We start from the raw sequence: 20,212 nt of genomic DNA, 5'->3' as shown, positions 1-20,212 counted from the left end.
TCCCCACCGCGACCACGCGGTGGGGACACACGCCGCCGTGCGGTGGTCCCTTACGGCAGGGCCAGCATCCGCTCCAGCGCCAGCTTGGCGAAGCTCTCGGTCTCCTTGTCGACCTCGATGCGGTTGACCAGCGTGCCCTCGGCCAGCGACTCCAGGGTCCACACCAGGTGCGGCAGGTCGATGCGGTTCATCGTCGAGCAGAAGCACACGGTCCGGTCGAGGAACACGATCTCCTTGCCCTCGCCGGCGAATCGGTTCGCCAGCCGCCGGACCAGGTTCAGCTCCGTGCCGATCGCCCACTTCGAGCCGGCCGGGGCGGCCTCCAGCATCTTGATGATGTACTCGGTCGAGCCCACGTGGTCCGCGGCCGCGACGACCTCGTGTCGGCACTCGGGGTGCACCAGGACGTTCACGCCGGGGATCCGCTCGCGCACGTCGTTCACCGACTCCAGCGAGAAGCGGCCGTGCACCGAGCAGTGCCCCCGCCACAGGATCATCTTCGCGCCGCGCAGCTCCTCGGCGGTCAGGCCGCCGTTCGGCTTGTGCGGGTTGTACAGGACGCAGTCGTCGAGGGACATGCCCATGTCGCGGACCGCGGTGTTGCGCCCGAGGTGCTGGTCGGGCAGGAAGAGGACCTTCTCGCCCTGTTCGAACGCCCAGTCCAGCGCCCGCTTCGCGTTGGACGAGGTGCAGATCGTGCCGCCGTGCTTGCCGGTGAACGCCTTGATGTCCGCCGAGGAGTTCATGTACGAGACGGGCACGACCTGCTCGGCGACGCCGGCCTCGGTGAGCACGTCCCAGCACTCGGCGACCTGCTCGGCCGTCGCCATGTCGGCCATCGAGCAGCCGGCGGCGAGGTCGGGCAGGACGACCTTCTGGTCGTCGGTGGTGAGGATGTCGGCGGACTCGGCCATGAAGTGCACGCCGCAGAAGACGATGTACTCGGCCTCGGGCCGCGCCGCCGCGTCCCTGGCCAGCTTGAAGGAGTCGCCCGTCACGTCCGCGAACTGGATGACCTCGTCGCGCTGGTAGTGGTGTCCGAGGACGAAGACCTTGTCGCCGAGCTTCTCCTTGGCCGCGCGGGCGCGCTCCACCAGGTCCGGGTCGGAGGGGGAGGGCAGGTCGCCGGGGCACTCTACGCCGCGCTCGCTCCGGGGGTCGGCCTCGCGGCCGAGCAGCAGGAGGGCGAGCGGCGACGGCTGGACATCGAGCTCGGTGGTGTGGGCGGTGGTCACGACACGCACCCTTTCTTCGTCTGACAGGAGACTTCTCGTCTATATGACGCTATCTATCATAACCGCTTCACGTCACTTTGACGACGGCCATAGCGTCGATGTGACGCACCCCCTCTTCCCCGGGGCGTTACCCCGTGCCGGGCCGGTGTGCGAGCATGAAAAAGGGAAAGACCCCGGCCCCGGAATGAATCCGCGGCCACGCCGGTTGCAATCGTCGGCAAGCAGTCTCCGTACAACCCGGGAGAGAAGCAGATGTCCGTATCGGACGAGAAGACCACAGTCAGCGACGGCATCCTCCTGTCCGACGCCGCCGCGGACAAGGTCAAGGCCCTGCTCGACCAGGAAGGCCGCGACGACCTCGCGCTGCGTGTCGCCGTCCAGCCCGGCGGCTGCTCCGGCCTGCGGTACCAGCTGTTCTTCGACGAGCGCTCGCTCGACGGCGACGTCGTCAAGGACTTCGGCGGCGTCAAGGTCGTCACCGACCGCATGAGCGCCCCGTACCTGGGCGGCGCCTCGATCGACTTCGTCGACACCATCGAGAAGCAGGGCTTCACCATCGACAACCCGAACGCCACGGGTTCCTGCGCCTGCGGCGACTCCTTCAGCTAGTCGCCCGCTCCGCACGCCGGAGGGCGGCGTCCCCCGCGGGGGACGCCGCCCTCCGGCGTGCGAAGAGCCCTACTTCCGCAGCGGCAGCTCCTTGCCGCTGCTCCCGTCGACCACCGTGCGGCCGTCCAGCGGCGCGTCCAGCGTCACCTTCACCGACTGCTCCTCTGCCACGGCGATGCAGACCCGGTCCGGGTCCGGATCGACCACGACCACCTCGACCGTCACCCTGCCGCCGCTCTCGTCGGCCCTGGCCTCGTAGGTGTCGCACACCCCGCCCCAGAAGGACACGGTCAGCGTGCTGCCCTGCGCCGTGTACGAGGTGCCCGGCAGCGGCGGGATCCCGTCCCGGTCGCCCGACGGGACCTCCCGTGCCGGAGGCTCGTCCGCCTTCACCCAGCGGGGCTCCACGGCCGTGCGCGCGAGGGTGAACGGATCGCCCCCGTTCTCCCCCTTCACCTGGAACAGCCACGACGGCACCAGCGCCGGCCGGCCGTCCACCTGCTGCACGGCCAGCCCGAAGACGGCCTCGGTGATCGTCAGACGCTCGGTGGCCGGCCGGTCGGGCGCGACGTCGCAGGACGCGTCGGGCTTCACCGGCTTCCCGGGGGCCGGCTCCGCGTCCGGACGCAGCTCGTCCTGGTGCGGTACGGGGGTCGCGCACCCGCCGATGCCGATCCGGCCGTCGCCCCGGGCCGCCTCGTTGAGAGCCCGGACCGCCTCGTCCGCCGGGACCACCGGGTACGTGTGGTCCCGCTCCGGAGCCTTCAGCCGGCCGCTGCCCCCGACGACCTGCCCGTCGGGGCCCACCTGCACCCCGGTCGACCAGCCGTACGTCGGCAGACCGCCCACCACCGGATCGGCGTTCACCACCCGGACCGCGCCCATCAGCTGGCCGGCGCGCAGCGCGGCGTCGCCCTGCCCGGCCGCCTCCAGCACGGGCGCCGCCGCCTTCCGGGCGGCCGCCTCGTCCACCGCGCCGCCCGGGTCGCCGCCGCCGGGCGTCCCGCCGTCGGGACACGGCTTCGCCCGCGGGCAGTCGTCACCGCTCGGCGCCGCGCCGAAGCGCTGGAAGGTCCAGGTGCCCGGAGCCTCGCTGTTGACCTCCAGCACCGGGCCGGAGCCGTCCTGCGGCGCCCCGGCCTTCCACGCCGTGCCCTCCAGCCGCGGCGCGTCCGTGATGCCGAGCGCCTTCGCCAGGCGGGTGACCTCGGCCTCCGTCACGGAGCCCGTCGCCCGGTGCACCGCGGCCCGGCCCGGCCCGTCGGGCAGCTCGCCGGCCGCCTCGTACACGACGCCGCGCCCGTTCGGGTCCGGTTCGCCGGGGGCGATGCCGCCGCCCGCCGTGCCGAGGGCGAGCAGCGGGGCCGGACCGGTGTCCTCCCGGGTCTCGCTCCTGCCGCCCGCCGAACCGTCGCCACCGGATCCGGCGGCCGCGAAGTACGCCCCGCCCCCTCCGGCGACCAGCACCGCCGCCACCACCGAGGCGACGACGAGCGGGGACCGCCGGCGGGGGGCGTCGTGCGCTTTCTCCGTGCTGCTCACCGCATCGCTCCTTGTCTCCTGCCTCCTGCGCCGGAGGACGGGGATGAGACGGGGCAGGGGGGCGTGCGGTTCCCGGGGTCAGTCGCCGTAGACGGACATCGCGTCGACGAGCCGCGCGGAGGCGGCGGGCACGACCACGCCGTGGATCAGGGAGGGCGGCACGGGAGCCGGGGCCTGCACGGCCGGGACCACCCAGTGCGGGGCCATGCGGACGCAGTCGCCGCGCAGCTGGGCCAGGCTCATCTCGGACTCCCGCGACTCGCACGCGGCGATCTGCTTCGTCATAGCCTTCGTCATAGCCGCACCGTATGCATCGATCACCGAAGGAAAAAAGCCCTACTATCGGGTAGTTTCCGCACGTGGCCGGATGCCGCGACCCGGTAGCGTGGACTGTCACTGTCGGCCCTCCCCAGGAGAGCATCACCGTGCGTATCGCCGTCACAGGCTCCATCGCGACCGACCACCTCATGACGTTCCCCGGACGCTTCGCCGATCAGCTGGTCGCCGACCAGCTGCACACGGTGTCGCTGTCCTTCCTCGTCGACACCCTCGACGTCCGGCGGGGCGGTGTGGGCGCGAACATCTGCTTCGGCATGGGCCAGCTGGGCACCGGACCGGTTCTGGTCGGCGCAGCGGGTTCGGACTTCGACGAGTACCGCGCCTGGCTCGACCGCCACGGCGTGGACACCGCGTCGGTCCGGATCTCCGAGGTCCTGCACACCGCCCGCTTCGTCTGCACCACGGACGCCGACCACAACCAGATCGGCTCCTTCTACACCGGCGCCATGAGCGAGGCGCGCCTGATCGAGCTGAAGTCCGTCGCCGACCGCGTGGGCGGCCTCGACCTGGTGCTGATCGGTGCCGACGACCCCGAGGCGATGCTGCGGCACACCGAGGAGTGCCGCTCCCGCGCCATCCCGTTCGCCGCCGACTTCTCGCAGCAGATCGCGCGGATGTCCGGCGACGACATCCGGATACTGCTGGACGGCGCCGCCTACCTCTTCTCCAACGAGTACGAGAAGGGCCTGATCGAGTCCAAGACCGGCTGGAGCGACGAGGAGATCCTGGGCCGCGTCGGCCACCGCGTCACCACCCTCGGCAAGCGCGGCGTGCGCATCGAGTCGGCCGGCGGCGATCCGATCGAGGTCAGCTGCCCCGACGAGGAGGCCAAGGTCGACCCGACGGGCGTCGGCGACGCCTTCCGCGCCGGGTTCCTCTCCGGCCTGTCCTGGGGCGTCGGCCACGAGCGCGCCGCCCAGGTGGGCTGCATGCTGGCCACGCTGGTGATCGAGACCCTCGGCACCCAGGAGTACACGCTGCGCCGCGCGAACTTCATGGACCGCTTCACCAAGGCCTACGGCGACGACGCCGCGGCGGAGGTCCGCGAGCACCTCGGCTGATCCCGTCCGGCGCGGCGGGGGTCCCGGGGCACGCGCCCCGGGACCCCCGCCGTCGTCCGTGCCCCGGGCCGTCAGACCTTCCGGCGCACCAGGTACACCCCGGGCTCGGGCTCCCCGGCGTACTCCTGACCGCGCATCGCGCACCACGCGGGGATGTCCAGGCGCGCGGCCTCGTCGTCGGCGAGGACCCGGACCGTGCCGCCCACCGGTACGTCGCCGATCACCTTCGCGAGCTCGATCACCGGGACCGGGCAGAGCCGGCCCACGGCGTCCACGGTGAGCGGGGAACCCTGCCCGGCACCGGCCACGTCCCCCTCCGCGGCGGACCCGGCGGACCCGGCGGACCCGGCGGACCCGGCGGACGCCGGCGCGCCCAGCCGCTCGCGCACCCCGGCCACCACGCCCGGCAGCACGCCGAGGAAGCGTTCCACCTCCTCGGCCCGCGTCCCCGCCGGCAGCGACACCCGCACATTGCCCTCCGACAGCACCCCCATCGCCCGCAGCACATGGCTCGGGGTGAGCGTGCTGCTCGTGCACGACGACCCGGAGGAGACGGAGAACCCCTCCCGGTCCAGTTCGTGCAGCAGTGTCTCCCCGTCGACATAGAGACAGGAGAACGTCACCAGGTGCGGCAGCCGCCGCACCGGGTCGCCCACCACCTCCACGTCCGGGACCAGCTGCGGCACCCGGGCCCTGATCCGGTCGACCAGCTCCCGCAGCCGGGCGTCCTCGGCGGCCGCCTCGGCCCGTACCGCCCGCAGCGACGCGGCCGCCGCGACCACCGCCGGGATGTTCTCGAACCCGGGGGAGCGCCCCGACTCCCGTTCGTCCGCCGGCCCCCGGGGCGCGAAGCGGACCCCCTTGCGCACCGCGAGCAGACCCACCCCGGCCGGGCCGCCCCACTTGTGCGCGCTCGCGGCCAGCAGGGACCAGTCACCGGGAACCGCCTCCCAGCCCAGCGACTGCGCGGCGTCGACGAGCAGCGGAACGCCCGCCTCCCGGCAGGCGGCGGCGGCCTCGGCCACCGGCTGGAGGGTGCCGACCTCGTGGTTGGCGGACTGCAGGCAGGCGAGCGCGGTGTCCGCCCGCAGGTGCGCGGCGAACTCCGCCGCGTCCACCGCGCCGTGCCGGTCCACGCCGGCCTCGGTGACCGTTCCGCCGTCCGCCCGCCACGACTCGGCGCAGTGCAGGACGGCGGAGTGCTCCACCGCCGAGACCGTCAGATGCCGGCCGACACGCCGACGGCCGGCGAGGGCGCCGGAAATTCCGGAGTGAAGGGCGTGCGTCCCCGAAGGAGTGAAGAAGAGTTCGTCGGGACGGCAGCCGACGGCCTCCGCCGCGGCCTCCCGGGCGGCGTCCAGCAGCAGTCGGGCGCGCCGTCCCTCGCGGTGGAGACGGGCGGGATCGGCCCAGCCCTCGTCGAGCGAGGCCTGGAGCGCCTGCCGTGCGACGGGGTGCAGCGGGACGGAGGATGCGGCGTCGAAGTAGGGCACGTCATCACGCTAGCGCCGCCGTGCCGCACGGGTGCCGCAGGGCGGCCGCCGGCCCGCGGCCCGCCCGCCGGGGACGGCCGGCGCGCCGTGCGAGGGGCCGTCAGACCGCCCCCGGAGTGGGGCATTCCGGTGGCTTTCCGGAACCCCGCGCCCCGTCCATCGGCAGGCACGACACCCCTTCGGGGTGTCGGACGGCGCGTTGGGCACCCTCCCCGCGCGACCCCAAATAGCGTCCAGTAGGGTTTGGTCCGCATAAACATCCAAACCCCTGCCCGCGTCAGGGCCGGCGACCGACCAGCGAGACGGCCGCAGCCCGGCCGCGCGGGCCGAGACTCTCGGGAAGGCGCTACGTGAGTCCCAACGGCTCCGACCGCTCGTCGCGGCGCCCGATGCGGCGGAAGCTGCCGCAGGTGCTGACTGCGGGCCTGATCCTGGCTACCGCCTCCGGTTGCTCATACAACTGGGAGGATTTCCCCCGCCTCGGACTGCCCACCCCGGTAACGGAGGAGGCGCCGAGGATCCTCTCCCTCTGGCAGGGCTCGTGGGCGGCTGCGCTCGTCACGGGCGTGCTGGTGTGGGGTCTGATCCTCTGGAGCGTCTTCTTCCACCGGCGCACCCGCACCAAGGTGGAGGTACCTCCGCAGACCCGGTACAACATGCCCATCGAGGCCCTGTACACCGTGGTTCCGATCATCATCGTCTCGGTGTTCTTCTACTTCACCGCACGGGATGAGTCGAAGCTGCTGGCCCTCTCGGACAAGCCCGCCCACACCATCAACGTGGTCGGCTACCAGTGGAGCTGGGGCTTCAACTACCTCGAGGACGTCGACGGCGACCCCGCCACCGGTGACGCTCAGGCCCAGAAGGAACTGAACGCCATCCCGGACAAGTACGGCGACGACTTCCCCGAGGGTGCCGAGGGCGTCTACGACGCCGGCATCCCGGGCACCCGGAACCCGCAGAACGGCAACCCCGGCCCGACGCTGTGGCTCCCCAAGGGGGAGAAGGTCCGGTTCGTCCTGACCTCCCGCGACGTCATCCACTCCTTCTGGGTGGTCCCCTTCCTCTTCAAGCAGGACGTCATCCCCGGACACACCAACGTGTTCGAGGTGACGCCCAACCGTGAGGGCACCTTCATGGGCAAGTGCGCCGAGCTCTGCGGCGTCGACCACTCCCGGATGCTCTTCAACGTCAAGGTCGTCTCCCCGGAGCGCTACCAGCAGCATCTGAAGGAGCTCGCCGAGAAGGGGCAGACCGGCTTCATCCCGTCGGGCATTGAGCAGACGGACCCGGCCAGGAATGCGGAGAAGAACCAACTGTGAGCATCCTCAACGAACCCCAGGGTGCCGCCGACGCAGCTGAGGACTCGTACGAGAACGAGCTGCCCGTCCGGCGCAAGCAGCCCGGCAACGTCGTCGTGAAGTGGCTGACCACCACCGACCACAAGACGATCGGCACGCTGTATCTGGTCACGTCGTTCGTGTTCTTCTGCATCGGCGGTCTGATGGCGCTCTTCATGCGCGCCGAACTGGCCCGTCCCGGCACGCAGATCATGTCGAACGAGCAGTTCAACCAGGCGTTCACGATGCACGGCACGATCATGCTGCTGATGTTCGCGACGCCGCTGTTCGCCGGATTCGCGAACTGGATCATGCCGCTGCAGATCGGCGCGCCCGACGTGGCGTTCCCGCGGCTGAACATGTTCGCCTACTGGCTGTACCTCTTCGGCTCGCTGATCGCGGTGGCCGGCTTCCTCACCCCCCAGGGTGCGGCCGACTTCGGCTGGTTCGCCTACTCCCCGCTGTCGGACGCCGTCCGCTCGCCGGGTGTCGGCGCCGACATGTGGATCATGGGTCTGGCCTTCTCCGGCTTCGGCACGATCCTCGGCTCGGTCAACTTCATCACCACGATCATCTGCATGCGCGCGCCCGGCATGACGATGTTCCGGATGCCGATCTTCACCTGGAACGTCCTGCTGACCGGTGTGCTGGTCCTGCTGGCCTTCCCCGTGCTGGCCGCCGCGCTCTTCGCGCTGGAGGCCGACCGGAAGTTCGGTGCCCACGTCTTCGACGCGGCCAACGGCGGCGCCCTGCTGTGGCAGCACCTCTTCTGGTTCTTCGGCCATCCAGAGGTGTACATCATCGCGCTGCCGTTCTTCGGCATCGTCTCCGAGATCATCCCGGTCTTCTCCCGCAAGCCGATGTTCGGCTACATCGGCCTGATCGGCGCCACCATCGCCATCGCCGGCCTCTCGGTGACGGTGTGGGCGCACCACATGTATGTGACAGGCGGCGTCCTACTGCCGTTCTTCTCCTTCATGACATTCCTCATCGCGGTGCCGACCGGCGTGAAGTTCTTCAACTGGATCGGCACGATGTGGAAGGGGTCGCTGTCCTTCGAGACACCGATGCTCTGGACCATCGGCTTCCTGGTCACCTTCACCTTCGGTGGCCTGACCGGCGTCATCCTGGCGTCGCCGCCGCTGGACTTCCACGTCTCGGACTCGTACTTCGTCGTCGCGCACTTCCACTACGTCGTCTTCGGCACCGTGGTCTTCGCGATGTTCGCCGGCTTCCACTTCTGGTGGCCGAAGTTCACCGGCAAGATGCTGGACGAGCGGCTCGGCAAGATCACCTTCTGGACGCTGTTCATCGGCTTCCACGGCACCTTCCTCGTCCAGCACTGGCTGGGCGCCGAGGGCATGCCCCGCCGGTACGCGGACTACCTGGCCGCCGACGGCTTCACCGCGCTGAACACCATCTCCACGATCAGCTCGTTCGTGCTGGGCCTGTCGATCCTGCCGTTCATGTACAACGTCTGGAAGACGGCCAAGTACGGCAAGAAGATCGAGGTCGACGACCCGTGGGGCTACGGCCGCTCGCTGGAGTGGGCCACGTCCTGCCCGCCGCCGCGGCACAACTTCCTCACCCTGCCCCGCATCCGCAGTGAATCCCCGGCGTTCGACCTGCACCACCCGGAGATCGCGGCGCTCGACGAGCTCGAGCACGGCGGCGTGCCGGCCGGCGTCACGGCCGGTGGCAAGGAGGAGAGCAAGTGAAGATCCAGGGCAAGATGTTCCTGTGGCTGAGCGTCTTCATCCTGGCCGTCGCCGTCCTGTACGGCGTCTGGTCGAAGGAGCCGGTCGGAACCACCGCACTCTTCCTGTCCTTCGGTCTGACGGTCATGATCGGCTACTACCTGGCCTTCACGGCCCGGCGGGTCGACGCGATGGCCCAGGACGACAAGGAAGCCGACGTGGCGGACGAGGCCGGCGAGGTCGGCTTCTTCTCCCCGCACAGCTGGCAGCCGCTCTCGCTGGCGATCGGCGGTGCGCTCGCCTTCCTCGGCGTGGCGATCGGCTGGTGGCTGCTCTACTTCTCGCTGCCGCTGCTCCTCATCGGCCTCTTCGGCTGGGTGTTCGAGTACTACCGCGGTGAGAACCAGAACCAGTAACACCGCGTAGCGACACGGCGATCGGGCCCGGGTCCCCTTCACTCCAAGAAGGTGGATCCGGGCCCCTCGTTTGGAGTCATTCAGCGCGCCGCGCCTGACAGGCGTTCATAGCGTGTGCTCATGAACCACACGCCGCACTTCCGCACCGTCGTCAGCTGCATCGTGCTGGCCGTGACCCTCGGGACGGTCGCGACCGCATGCGGCGAGCCCGACGAGCACCCGTTGTCCGCGCAGCCCTTCGACGCCGCCGGACAGGTCTCCTTCAACACGAAGGCAGGCAGCAGCACGGTGGACCCGGACAAGCCGCTCGAAGTCACCGCCAAGGGCGACAGCGGCCGGATCACCGACGTCACCGTCACGGACGACGCGGGCCGCCGACTCGCCGGCGAACTCTCCGCCGACGGCGTCCGCTGGCGCTCCACCGCCCCGCTGGCCGCCGGCGCCCGCTACACGATGCGGGTCTCCACCGAGGACGAGGACGGCGCGCCCGGCGTGCGGGTCCTCCACTTCGAGACGACCCCCGCCAAGCGCTTCCTCACCGCCGAATTCGGCCCGGAGCCGGGCACCTACGGCGTGGGGCAGCCCATCACCGCCAAGCTCAGCATGGCTGTCAAGGACAAGAAGGCCCGGCGGGTCGTCGAGCGGGCCCTCAAGGTCGGCTCCAAGCCCGCTGTGGAGGGCTCCTGGTACTGGGTGGACGACAAGCTCCTCCACTACCGCCCGAAGGAGTACTGGCCCGCGGGCACGACCGTCACGGCCTCCAGCAACCTCCAGGGCGTCAAGGTCGCCGGGAAGCTCTACGGCGGCAGCTCCAAGTCCCTGAAGCTCACCATCGGCGACCGCATCGAGGCCATCACCGACGCCGGCTCCCACTCGATGACCGTCAAGCGCAACGGCGAAGTGATCAACACCATTCCGGTGACGACCGGCAAGCCCGGCTTCGACACCCGCAACGGCGTCAAGGTCGTGCTCGCCAAGGAGCAGTTCGTCCGGATGAGGGGCACCAGCATCGGCATCGCCGAAGGCAGCTCCGAGTCGTACGACCTGCCTGTCTACTGGGCCACCCGGGTCACCTGGAGCGGCGAGTACGTCCACGCCGCGCCCTGGTCCGTCGGATCGCAGGGCTCGGCCAACGTGAGCCACGGCTGCACCGGGATGTCCACGTCCAACGCCGAGTGGTTCTTCGAGACCGTCCGGCCGGGTGACATCGTCAAGGTCGTGAACAGCTTCGGCAACATGATGGACACGTTCGGCAACGGCTTCGGCGACTGGAACCTCTCCTGGGAGAAGTGGCGCGAGGGCAGCGCCCTCAGCGGCGCGACCCCCGAGGAGGCCGGTCCCTCCGCCACGGCCGCCCGCCTGCGTCCGGCCGTCTAGCCCTTCCGGCAGGCTCTCCCGGACCCCTCAGGCGTCCAGGGAGAGCCTGTCGCGCAGCAGGGCCGCCAGGGCCTCGGGGAACTCCACCGGGTCCACCGGAAGGGTCACCGCCGCCTCCGCGCGGCTCCAGGTGGCCAGCCAGGCGTCCTGGGGCCGGCCCATCAGCAGCAGCACGGGCGGGCAGTCGAAGATCTCGTCCTTGATCTGCCGGCACACGCCCATACCGCCCGCGGGGACCGTCTCCCCGTCCAGCACGCACACGTCGACGCCGCCGGCGTCCAGGGCCGCCAGCACGGCGGGAAGCGTCGCGCACTCGACGAACGTCACCGGCGGGACGTCCGCCGCCGGCCTGCGTCCCGCCGCCAGCCGCACCTGCTCGCGGGTGTTCGCGTCGTCGCTGTAGACCAGGACCGTGGCGCTCGACTGCATGGTTCCTCCGCCTCGTACGAACAGGGCTTGTGCCGCGGATGCTACTCCTCCCGACTGCGTGTCAACACCGGTTCGCTCACCTCTTCGATGGGCCGATCGGGGCCGCTCGCGTTCCCGGTGGGGGGCAGCACGGGGGCACCAACACACCGAACGGCACCCCCCGGAGTGAGGGCGGGATAAGCGACCGACATAATGTCGGTCGTGGCGACAGCAACGACAGTAGAAACCGGGCACGCGCACCCGTCGGTCAATCGACCGAACCTCACCAGCGTCGGAACCATCATCTGGTTGAGTTCCGAGCTGATGTTCTTCGCGGCCCTCTTCGCGATGTACTTCACCCTGCGATCGGTGACGGGTGCCGAGTTCTGGACGGAGAAGGCGGACTCGCTGAACTTCCCGTTCTCGGCGACCAACACCACGATCCTGGTGCTCTCTTCCCTCACCTGCCAGCTCGGCGTCTTCGCCGCCGAGCGGGGCGACGTGAAGAAGCTCCGCACGTGGTTCATCATCACGTTCGTGATGGGTGCGATCTTCATCGGAGGCCAGGTCTTCGAGTACACCGAGCTGGTCAAGCACGAGGGGCTCTCCCTCTCGTCCGACCCGTACGGCTCCGTGTTCTACCTGACCACCGGCTTCCACGGTCTGCACGTGACAGGCGGTCTCATCGCCTTCCTGCTGGTACTCGGCAGGACGTACGCGGCCAGGAGATTCACCCACGAGCAGGCAACCGCCGCCATCGTCGTGTCCTACTACTGGCACTTCGTCGATGTCGTCTGGATCGGCCTCTTCGCCACGATCTACATGATCAAGTAACCGGCGCGGCGGCCGTCCCGAAGACGGGCCGCCTGAAGCAGACACAGTCCAGAAGCATCGACGCAGAAGATCCTGACACCGGGGTAATCCGTGAAAAAGCTCTCCGCACGACGACGCCATCCGCTGGCGGCGGTCGTCGTCCTACTCCTCGCGCTGGCGGCCACTGGGGGGCTGTACGCCGCGTTCGCACCCGCGGACAAGGCGCAGGCCGATGAAACCGCCCAGTCCCTCGCCATCAAGGAGGGCCAGAAGCTCTACACCGTCGGCTGCGCCAGCTGCCACGGAACCGGCGGTCAGGGCACCTCCGACGGCCCGTCCCTGGTCGGCGTCGGCTCGGCCGCGGTCGACTTCCAGGTCGGCACCGGCCGTATGCCCGCCCAGCAGCCCGGCGCCCAGGTGCCGAAGAAGCCGAACATCTACACCCAGAAGGAGATCGACCAGCTCGCGGCGTACGTCGCCTCTCTCGGAGCCGGTCCGATCACTCCGACGAAGGAGCAGTTCGACCCGGCCGATGCGGACATCGCCAACGGTGGCGAGCTGTTCCGCACCAACTGCGCCCAGTGCCACAACTTCACCGGCAAGGGCGGCGCGCTGACCGAGGGCAAGTACGCCCCCGACCTGAACGGCGTCAGCCCGAAGCATCTGTACGAGGCCATGCAGACGGGCCCGCAGAACATGCCGTCCTTCCCCGACGGGATCATGCCCGAGCAGGAGAAGCGCGACATCATCGCCTACGTCAAGGCCGTCAACAGCGACGACACGCCTTCCCCGGGCGGCTTCGCGCTCGGCGGTCTCGGTCCGGTGGCCGAGGGCCTGTTCGGCTGGGTCTTCGGTCTGGGCTCCCTGATCGCTGTTGCCGTCTGGGTCGCGGCCCACACCGCTAAGGCCAAGAAGTCATGAGTAGCCAAGAGAATTCAGAAGAGAACCTGCCGGCAGAGCAGGGCACCGCGCACGCCGCGGCACACGGCGGGGGCACCGCCGTCGTCCAGCATGACGAGGACCCCTTCGCCGATCCGGGACTGCCGGCCCACAAGCCGCGCATCCAGGACATCGACGAGCGGGCGGCCAAGCGCTCCGAGCGCTCCGTCGCCCTGATGTTCACGCTGTCGATGCTGGCCACGATCGGCTTCATCGCCTCGTTCGTGATCTTCCCCATCGACAAGATCGTCTACGTCTGGCCGATCGGCCACGTCAGCGCGCTGAACCTGTCGCTGGGTCTGACGCTGGGACTGGCGCTCTTCCTCATCGGCGCCGGCGCCGTCCACTGGGCGCGCACGCTGATGTCCGACGTCGAGGTGGCGGACGACCGTCACCCGATCGAGGCCGCCCCCGAGGTCAAGGCCAAGGTGCTGGCGGACTTCGCGGACGGTGCGCGTGAGTCGGCCATCGGCCGCCGCAAGCTGATCCGCAACACCATGTTCGGCGCGCTGGCCATGGTGCCGCTCTCCGGCGTGGTGCTGCTGCGCGAGCTGGGCCCGCTGCCCGAGGACAAGCTCCGCAAGACGCTGTGGGCCAAGGGCAAGCTGCTCATCAACATGAACACCAACGAGCCGCTGCGTCCCGAGGACGTCGTCGTCGGTTCGCTCACCTTCGTCAAGCCCGAGGGCCTGGAGGAGAGCAACCACGACTTCAACAACGAGATCGCCAAGGCCGCCGTGATGATCGTCCGGATCCAGCCGGAGGAGATCAAGGACAAGCGCGAGCTCGAGTGGTCCGTCGACGGCATCGTCGCGTACTCGAAGATCTGCACCCACGTCGGCTGCCCGATCAGCCTGTACGAGCAGCAGACGCACCACGTCCTCTGCCCGTGCCACCAGTCCACCTTCGACCTCTCCGACGGCGCCCGCGTCATCTTCGGTCCGGCCGGTCACCCCCTTCCGCAGTTGCGGATCGGCGTGAACGCCGAGGGCAACCTCGAGGCGCTCGGCGACTTCGAAGAGCCCGTCGGTCCTGCCTTCTGGGAGCGCGGATGAGCACTGCGACAGACACCAAGAAGAAGGCACCGGCCGGCGAGAAGGTCGCCGACTGGGCCGACGGCCGGCTCGGGATCTACTCCCTGGCCAAGGCCAACATGCGCAAGATCTTCCCGGACCACTGGTCCTTCATGCTGGGCGAGATCTGCCTCTACAGCTTCATCATCATCATCCTCACGGGTGTGTACCTGACGCTGTTCTTCCACCCGAGCATGAACGAGATCGAGTACCACGGCTCGTACGTGCCGATGCAGGGCATCCGGATGACCGAGGCGTACGCCTCGACGCTGGACATCAGCTTCGACGTCCGCGGTGGTCTGCTCATCCGGCAGATCCACCACTGGGCCGCGCTGATCTTCCTCGCCGGCATGTTCGTGCACATGATGCGCGTCTTCTTCACCGGCGCGTTCCGCAAGCCGCGTGAGATCAACTGGCTGTTCGGCTTCCTGCTGTTCGTCCTCGGCATGTTCACCGGTTTCACCGGCTACTCGCTCCCGGACGACCTGCTCTCCGGCACCGGTGTCCGCTTCACGCAGGGCGCGATCCTGTCGGTGCCGATCGTCGGCACCTACATCTCGATGTTCCTGTTCGGCGGGGAGTTCCCGGGCCACGACATCATCGCCCGGTTCTACTCGATCCACATCCTGCTGCTGCCGGGCATCATGCTCGGCCTCGTGGTGGCCCACCTGATCCTGGTCTTCTACCACAAGCACACGCAGTTCGCGGGTCCCGGCAAGACCAACAAGAACGTCGTCGGCATGCCGCTGCTGCCGGTCTACATGGCCAAGGCCGGAGGCTTCTTCTTCCTGGTCTTCGGTGTCATCGCGATCATCTCCGCGCTGTTCACGATCAACCCGATCTGGGCGCTCGGCCCCTACCGGCCGGACCAGGTGTCCACCGGCGCGCAGCCCGACTGGTACATGGGCTTCGCCGAGGGCCTGATCCGTGTGATGCCGGGCTGGGAGATCAACCTGTGGGGCCACACGCTGGTCCTGGGCGTGTTCATCCCGCTGGTGATCTTCGGTGTGGTCCTCGGGGCCATCGCGATGTACCCGTTCATCGAGTCCTGGATCACCGGCGACAAGCGCGAGCACCACATCCTGGACCGCCCGCGCAACGCCCCGACGCGCACCGCCTTCGGTGTCGCCTGGGTCGTCGGCTACGTGATCATGCTGCTCGGCGGCGGAAACGACATCTTCGCGACGCACTTCCACATGTCGATCAACGCGATCACCTGGTTCGTGCGGATCACGTACTTCGTCGGACCCGTCCTCGCGTTCGTCATCACGAAGCGGATCTGCATGGGGCTCCAGCGCCGCGACAAGGAGAAGGTGCTGCACGGACGCGAGTCCGGCATCATCAAGCGCCTGCCGCACGGCGAGTTCGTCGAGATCCACGAGCCGCTCTCGCCGGGCGACCGCTACAAGCTGACCGCCCACGAGCAGTACAAGCCCGCGGAGATCGGCCCCACGGTCGACGAGAACGGTGTGAAGCGCAAGGTCGGCGCCATGGAGAAGCTGCGCGTCAAGCTCAGCAAGTCCTACTTCGGAGGCGACAACCAGATCGCCAAGCCCACCGCCGACGAGTACAAGGAGATCACCAGCGGCCACGGCCACCACTGATCACCTGACCTGAGAGTCGCCACAGCCCTCAGGGGCACCGAGGGCCCCGTCCATCCGCTGGACGGGGCCCTTCGGCGTGGGCGGGGGTCGATAGGGTGGAGGGCATCCTGTTCGTAGCTGTGGACCCAGGAGCGGACCATGAACGTTGTGACCCCGGTCGGCGGCGACAGCGTGGCGGCCCACTCCTGGCCCACCGTGCTGAACGCCCTGCTCGACAACCGCGACCTCGGCGCGGACGCGACCGCCTGGGCCATGGACCGCATCCTCAGCGGCGAGGCCACCCACGCGCAGATCGCCGGTTTCGTGACCGCGCTGCGGGCCAAGGGCGAGACCGTGGAGGAGATCTCCGGCCTGGTCCGCACGATGTACGAGCACGCCAATCTGATCGAGGTGCCCGGCCCCAGCGTCGACATCGTCGGCACCGGCGGCGACGGCGCCCGGACGGTGAACATCTCCACCATGTCCGCCGTCGTCGTGGCGGGCACCGGCACCAGGGTCGTCAAGCACGGAAACCGCGCGGCCTCCTCCGCCAGCGGCTCCTCCGACGTGCTGGAGAAGCTGGGCGTCAACCTGGAGCTGAGCCCCCGGCGGGTCGCCGAGGTGGCCACCGAGGCGGGCATCACCTTCTGCTTCGCGGTCAAGTTCCACCCCGCGCTGCGGCACGCCGCCGTGGCCCGCAGGGAACTCGGCATCCGCACCGTCTTCAACTACCTCGGACCGCTCACCAACCCCGCCCGGGTCACGGCGCAGGCCACCGGCGTCGCCGACACCAGGGTCGCCGGGATCGTCGCGGGCGTCCTCGCCGAACGGGGCTCCTCCGCACTGGTCTTCCGCGGCGACGACGGACTCGACGAGCTGACGACGACGGCCACCTCCCGGGTGTGGGTGGTCCAGGACGGCACCGTGCGCGAGCAGACCTTCGACCCCAGGGACATCGGCATCGGCCTGGTGCCGGTCGAGGCCCTGCGCGGCGCCGACGCCTCCTACAACGCGGACGTGGCGCGCCGGCTCCTCGCCGGCGAGCAGGGCCCGGTGCGCGACGCCGTCCTGCTGAACTCCGCCGCCGCCCTGGCCGCGCTGGAGCCGTCCGGAGCCGCCCTCGAGGAGCGGCTGGCCGCCGGGGTGGAGCGGGCGGCCCGGTCCATCGACTCGGGCGCGGCGCGGGCGGCGCTGGAGCGCTGGGTCGCCGCGAGCAACGCCTGACAGGGCAGGGGTGCGGTCCACGATGCGGACCGCACCCTTGCACCCTGCGAGACATGTGGCAGGATGCTTCCCAAGGTCATGAGTGACAGCGATTACGGCCCCGGCCCGCTGTCCGGCAACCCTCCGTCCGTGGCGGGGTGCCCCGGGTGAAGACCAGGCCGCAGGCAGCGAGGTCTGCGGCAAGCGCGGACCCCTTCACGGCTCTGGGGTCCTGGTCCTCGAGGAGCTGTCCCGTGAGCAAGCGAATGCGCTAGGGCGTCACCGCCCCTTCTCCACCCTCCGTACGGGTCGTCCGTGCGTCGAGGCAACACACCCGTACCCCTTTCACGGGTGAGCAGAAGCCGATTCGCCCTTCTCCGCCGGGAGTTACCGCCATGTCCGTGCGCCCTGACGCCGTCGCCACCTCCACCGCCGTCCCCGCTCCGGCCGCCGCCGCGACCGACGCCGACCCCTGCTGCGCCGCCCCGCTGCCCGTGCTCGGCCGCGACGTCACCGTCCCGCTGGTGACCGGCGGCGAGGTCACGTACGCCGCCCTCGACTACGCCGCCAGCGCCCCCGCCCTCCAGCGGGTGTGGGACGACGTCGCCGCGTACGCCCCCTACTACGGCAGCGTCCACCGGGGCGCCGGCTATCTGTCGCAGCTGTCCACCGACCTGTTCGAGAACAGCCGCCGCACGGTCCACGAGTTCCTCGGCTGCCGCGACGGCGACCAGGTCGTCTTCACCCGCTCCACCACCGACTCCCTCAACCTGCTCGCGGCCGCGCTGCCCGCCGGGTGCGAGGTCTTCGTCTTCGAGACCGAGCACCACGCCTCGCTGCTGCCCTGGAGCGACGCCCGCGTCACCTACCTCGACGCCCCCCGCACCCCGGCAGAGGCGGTGCACACCCTGGAGCGGGCGCTCGCCGGCCGGGACCCGTACGGTCCCGCCCTGGTGTGCGTCACCGGCGCCTCCAACGTGACCGGGGAGCTGTGGCCGGTGCGGGAGCTCGCCGCCGCGGCGCACGCCCACGGCGCCCGGATCGTCCTCGACGCCGCCCAGCTCGCGCCCCACCACCCGGTCTCCGTCGAGGAGCTGGACGTCGACTGGGTCGCCTTCTCCGGGCACAAGCTGTACGCGCCGTTCGGCTCCGGGGTGCTCGCCGGCCGGGCCGACTGGCTCCAGGAGGCCGAGCCCTACCTCGCGGGCGGCGGCGCCTCGCGCACGGTGGCCCGGCGCGCGGACGGCGGCGTGGACGTCGAGTGGCACACCACGGCCGCCCGTCACGAGGCCGGCTCCCCGAACGTCATCGGCGTCTACGCCATCGCCTCCGCCTGCAAGGCGCTCACCGAGGCGGGCTTCGACTCCCTGGTCGCCCGCGAGCGGCACCTGATCGACACGGTGCGCGCGGGCCTCGCCGGGGTGCCCGAGGTGCGCGTGCTCTCCCTCTTCGGGGACGACGTGCCCCGGGTCGGCGTCATCTCCTTCGTCGTCGACGGCTGGAACAGCTCCCACTTCGCCGCCGCCCTCTCCGCCGAGTACGGGATCGGCGTCCGCGACGGGCTGTTCTGCGCCCACCCGCTCGTGCGGACCCTGCTCGGCAGCGAGCCGCAGGACGTCGGCGAGTGCGGTGCGCCCGACGCCGCCCCGGGCGAGCGGTCGCTGAACGCGATCCGGGTGAGCTTCGGCGCCGGCACCCCCGACGAGCACGTCGAGCGCTTCGTGACGGCGGTGCGGGAGCTGGTGCGCGAGGGCGCGCAGTGGAAGTACCGCACCGAGGACGGCCGCTGCGTGCCCGACCGCGGCTGACGCGGGGCGGGACGGGACCGGACCGGCCGGGCCCGGCGCTCCGGCGCCGCGCGGCTCAGGCCGCGAGCCGGGTCCCCACCAGCACCATCCGCAGGGTGCGTTCGGCCGCGTCGGCGAGGAACTCGCCCGCGCGGTCCAGCGCTTCGGGCAGCGCCACGGGTGCGGGCAGGATCGATCCGTAGGCGTCCACCCCGGCGGCCGTGACCTCGTCGACCCCCTGTCCGAGGGTGCCCGCCAGCGCGAGCACGGGCACGCCGAGCGCCTTCGCCCGGCGGGCCACCTCGGCGGGCACCTTGCCGCGCACGGTCTGCCGGTCGAGGGAGCCCTCGGCGGTGATGACCAGGTCGGCCCGGGCGAGCCGGGCGTCCAGGTCGATGTGGTCCAGCAGGACCTCGAAGCGCGGCAGCAGCCGGGCGCCGAGGGCGGCGAGGCCCGCGCCGAGTCCGCCCGAGGCACCGGTGCCGGGCGCGGCCGCCAGGTCGGTGCCGGGCGCGAGGTCGCGCGTCAGCACGGTGGCCCAGCGTTCCAGGGCCGCCGACAGGCGCACGACGTCGGCGGGGCCCGCGCCCTTCTGCGGGCCGAAGACCCTTGCCACCCCGCGCTCCCCGCAGAGCACGTTGAACGGGTTGCAGGCCACCAGGATCGCGGTCCGGCGCAGCCGGGGGTCCAGGGCCGAGGCGTCGATCCGGTCGAGCCGGGCCAGCGCGGCCCCGCCGTCGGGCAGTTCGCGGCCCCGGGCGTCCAGCAGCCGCGCGCCGAGGGCCCGCAGCGCGCCGGCGCCGCCGTCACTGGTGCCGGAGTCGCCGCAGCCGACGAGAATCCGCCGGGCGCCGGTGCCGAGGGCCTCCCGGATCAGCTCGCCCACACCGTACGTGGTGGTGGCGCAAGGGTCGCGGCGGTCGCGCGGCACCAGGCCGAGCCCGGCGACGGCGGCCATCTCCACGACGGCGGTGCCGTCGCCGAGCACGGCGAAGTGGGTGCGCACCGGCAGCCCGACCGGCCCGGTCGCGGTGCACGGCACCAGCCGGCCGCCGGTCGCCTCGGCCAGCGCCTCGGCCGTGCCCTCGCCGCCGTCGACGAGAGGTATGAGGTCGAGCTCGGCGTCGGGGACCACCCGGCGCAGGCCCTCGGCGATGGACAGGGCGGCCTCGCGGGCGGACAGGGACTCCTTGAAGCCGCTCGGGGCGACGGCGACTCGGTACGGGCGGTGGCTCATGGCGGGGCCTTTCGTGTGGATCCCGGAGGTCCGGGGCCGGCCCGCGCCGCGGGGCGCGGG

Annotated in this window: 18 protein-coding genes and 1 riboswitch; of the genes, 12 read left to right on the top strand and 6 right to left on the bottom strand. The window is 70.7% G+C overall.

What is annotated here, in order from left to right; genetic code table 11:
• Positions 1-50 precede the first annotated feature (50 nt).
• A complete protein-coding gene (nadA, locus tag IAG43_RS08205) occupies positions 51-1,235 on the bottom strand; it encodes a quinolinate synthase NadA (protein WP_187740094.1) in 1,185 nt (394 codons plus the stop codon).
• A 252-nt stretch (positions 1,236-1,487) separates the two neighbouring features.
• Between nadA and IAG43_RS08200 the strand changes: the two genes are divergently transcribed.
• On the top strand, positions 1,488-1,844 hold the full coding sequence (locus IAG43_RS08200) for a HesB/IscA family protein (protein WP_187740093.1): 357 nt from the start codon (positions 1,488-1,490) through the stop codon (positions 1,842-1,844).
• A gap of 69 nt (positions 1,845-1,913) precedes the next feature.
• Here the strand turns inward: IAG43_RS08200 and IAG43_RS08195 are convergent, their stop codons facing one another.
• Together IAG43_RS08195 and IAG43_RS08190 are read right to left on the bottom strand one after the other, a co-directional pair.
• The gene (locus IAG43_RS08195; RefSeq protein WP_187740092.1) at positions 1,914-3,386 is read right to left on the bottom strand and encodes a hypothetical protein; all 1,473 of its coding nucleotides are present in this window, start codon (positions 3,384-3,386) and stop codon (positions 1,914-1,916) included.
• A 78-nt stretch (positions 3,387-3,464) separates the two neighbouring features.
• Positions 3,465-3,671: a hypothetical protein gene (locus IAG43_RS08190; protein ID WP_187744350.1), complete on the bottom strand. Its 207-nt coding sequence runs from the start codon at positions 3,669-3,671 to the stop codon at positions 3,465-3,467.
• Between the two features lie 140 nt (positions 3,672-3,811).
• On the opposite strand from IAG43_RS08190, the gene IAG43_RS08185 reads away from it, so the two are divergent.
• Positions 3,812-4,786, top strand: coding sequence for a carbohydrate kinase family protein (locus tag IAG43_RS08185; RefSeq protein ID WP_187740091.1), 975 nt, complete (start codon positions 3,812-3,814; stop codon positions 4,784-4,786).
• Positions 4,787-4,857: 71 nt separating this feature from the next.
• Here the strand turns inward: IAG43_RS08185 and IAG43_RS08180 are convergent, their stop codons facing one another.
• Positions 4,858-6,279 (bottom strand): cysteine desulfurase/sulfurtransferase TusA family protein, encoded by a 1,422-nt coding sequence (locus tag IAG43_RS08180; RefSeq protein WP_187740090.1) that lies wholly within the window; start codon positions 6,277-6,279, stop codon positions 4,858-4,860.
• A gap of 350 nt (positions 6,280-6,629) precedes the next feature.
• On the opposite strand from IAG43_RS08180, the gene ctaC reads away from it, so the two are divergent.
• The 4 genes from ctaC to IAG43_RS08160 all read left to right on the top strand — a co-directional run bounded on the left by ctaC (position 6,630) and on the right by IAG43_RS08160 (position 11,109).
• Positions 6,630-7,601: an aa3-type cytochrome oxidase subunit II gene (gene ctaC, locus IAG43_RS08175; RefSeq protein WP_187740089.1), complete on the top strand. Its 972-nt coding sequence runs from the start codon at positions 6,630-6,632 to the stop codon at positions 7,599-7,601.
• Positions 7,598-9,337, top strand: a complete 1,740-nt coding sequence (ctaD, locus tag IAG43_RS08170; RefSeq protein WP_187740088.1) for an aa3-type cytochrome oxidase subunit I — start codon at positions 7,598-7,600, stop codon at positions 9,335-9,337. The genes ctaC and ctaD overlap by 4 nt, the downstream gene beginning before the upstream one ends.
• The gene (locus IAG43_RS08165; RefSeq protein WP_187740087.1) at positions 9,334-9,732 is read left to right on the top strand and encodes a cytochrome c oxidase subunit 4; all 399 of its coding nucleotides are present in this window, start codon (positions 9,334-9,336) and stop codon (positions 9,730-9,732) included. Before ctaD ends, IAG43_RS08165 begins: the two co-directional genes overlap by 4 nt.
• A 120-nt stretch (positions 9,733-9,852) precedes the next feature.
• The gene (locus tag IAG43_RS08160; RefSeq protein ID WP_187740086.1) at positions 9,853-11,109 is read left to right on the top strand and encodes a L,D-transpeptidase; all 1,257 of its coding nucleotides are present in this window, start codon (positions 9,853-9,855) and stop codon (positions 11,107-11,109) included.
• A gap of 27 nt (positions 11,110-11,136) precedes the next feature.
• Here IAG43_RS08160 and IAG43_RS08155 read toward each other — a convergent pair whose 3' ends face one another.
• Positions 11,137-11,538, bottom strand: a complete 402-nt coding sequence (locus IAG43_RS08155; protein WP_187740085.1) for a DNA-binding transcriptional response regulator — start codon at positions 11,536-11,538, stop codon at positions 11,137-11,139.
• Between the two features lie 192 nt (positions 11,539-11,730).
• Between IAG43_RS08155 and ctaE the strand changes: the two genes are divergently transcribed.
• From ctaE to IAG43_RS08125, 6 genes are all read left to right on the top strand, one after another.
• On the top strand, positions 11,731-12,351 hold the full coding sequence (gene ctaE / locus IAG43_RS08150; RefSeq protein ID WP_187740084.1) for an aa3-type cytochrome oxidase subunit III: 621 nt from the start codon (positions 11,731-11,733) through the stop codon (positions 12,349-12,351).
• 90 nt (positions 12,352-12,441) lie between these two features.
• Positions 12,442-13,251, top strand: a complete 810-nt coding sequence (gene qcrC, locus IAG43_RS08145) for a cytochrome bc1 complex diheme cytochrome c subunit (protein WP_187740083.1) — start codon at positions 12,442-12,444, stop codon at positions 13,249-13,251.
• A complete protein-coding gene (gene qcrA / locus IAG43_RS08140; RefSeq protein WP_187740082.1) occupies positions 13,248-14,324 on the top strand; it encodes a cytochrome bc1 complex Rieske iron-sulfur subunit in 1,077 nt (358 codons plus the stop codon). The genes qcrC and qcrA overlap by 4 nt, the downstream gene beginning before the upstream one ends.
• A complete protein-coding gene (gene qcrB / locus IAG43_RS08135) occupies positions 14,321-15,946 on the top strand; it encodes a cytochrome bc1 complex cytochrome b subunit (RefSeq protein ID WP_187740081.1) in 1,626 nt (541 codons plus the stop codon). Before qcrA ends, qcrB begins: the two co-directional genes overlap by 4 nt.
• Before the next feature lie 138 nt (positions 15,947-16,084).
• Positions 16,085-17,149 carry an anthranilate phosphoribosyltransferase gene (gene trpD, locus IAG43_RS08130; RefSeq protein ID WP_187740080.1) on the top strand — a complete coding sequence of 355 codons (1,065 nt, stop codon included), beginning with the start codon at positions 16,085-16,087 and terminating at the stop codon, positions 17,147-17,149.
• Between the two features lie 74 nt (positions 17,150-17,223).
• Positions 17,224-17,341: riboswitch (SAM riboswitch) on the top strand.
• 182 nt (positions 17,342-17,523) lie between these two features.
• A complete protein-coding gene (locus tag IAG43_RS08125; protein WP_246574158.1) occupies positions 17,524-18,936 on the top strand; it encodes an aminotransferase class V-fold PLP-dependent enzyme in 1,413 nt (470 codons plus the stop codon).
• A gap of 55 nt (positions 18,937-18,991) precedes the next feature.
• Here IAG43_RS08125 and IAG43_RS08120 read toward each other — a convergent pair whose 3' ends face one another.
• Positions 18,992-20,152: a glycerate kinase family protein gene (locus tag IAG43_RS08120; RefSeq protein WP_187740079.1), complete on the bottom strand. Its 1,161-nt coding sequence runs from the start codon at positions 20,150-20,152 to the stop codon at positions 18,992-18,994.
• Positions 20,153-20,212: the final 60 nt, after the last annotated feature.

This window comes from Streptomyces genisteinicus (genome assembly GCF_014489615.1).
Lineage (GTDB): Bacteria > Actinomycetota > Actinomycetes > Streptomycetales > Streptomycetaceae > Streptomyces > Streptomyces genisteinicus.
This window is presented reverse-complemented; position numbering and strand designations above follow the sequence as displayed.

Coding starts and splice junctions, on each gene's coding strand:
- ctaE (WP_187740084.1), top strand. CDS start 11,731: ATGTCGGTCGTGGCGACAGCAACGACAGTAGAAACCGGGCACGCGCAC.
- IAG43_RS08120 (WP_187740079.1), bottom strand. CDS start 20,152: ATGAGCCACCGCCCGTACCGAGTCGCCGTCGCCCCGAGCGGCTTCAAG.
- IAG43_RS08200 (WP_187740093.1), top strand. CDS start 1,488: ATGTCCGTATCGGACGAGAAGACCACAGTCAGCGACGGCATCCTCCTG.
- IAG43_RS08160 (WP_187740086.1), top strand. CDS start 9,853: ATGAACCACACGCCGCACTTCCGCACCGTCGTCAGCTGCATCGTGCTG.
- qcrB (WP_187740081.1), top strand. CDS start 14,321: ATGAGCACTGCGACAGACACCAAGAAGAAGGCACCGGCCGGCGAGAAG.
- IAG43_RS08125 (WP_246574158.1), top strand. CDS start 17,524: ATGTCCGTGCGCCCTGACGCCGTCGCCACCTCCACCGCCGTCCCCGCT.
- IAG43_RS08190 (WP_187744350.1), bottom strand. CDS start 3,671: ATGACGAAGCAGATCGCCGCGTGCGAGTCGCGGGAGTCCGAGATGAGC.
- qcrA (WP_187740082.1), top strand. CDS start 13,248: ATGAGTAGCCAAGAGAATTCAGAAGAGAACCTGCCGGCAGAGCAGGGC.
- IAG43_RS08155 (WP_187740085.1), bottom strand. CDS start 11,538: ATGCAGTCGAGCGCCACGGTCCTGGTCTACAGCGACGACGCGAACACC.
- trpD (WP_187740080.1), top strand. CDS start 16,085: ATGAACGTTGTGACCCCGGTCGGCGGCGACAGCGTGGCGGCCCACTCC.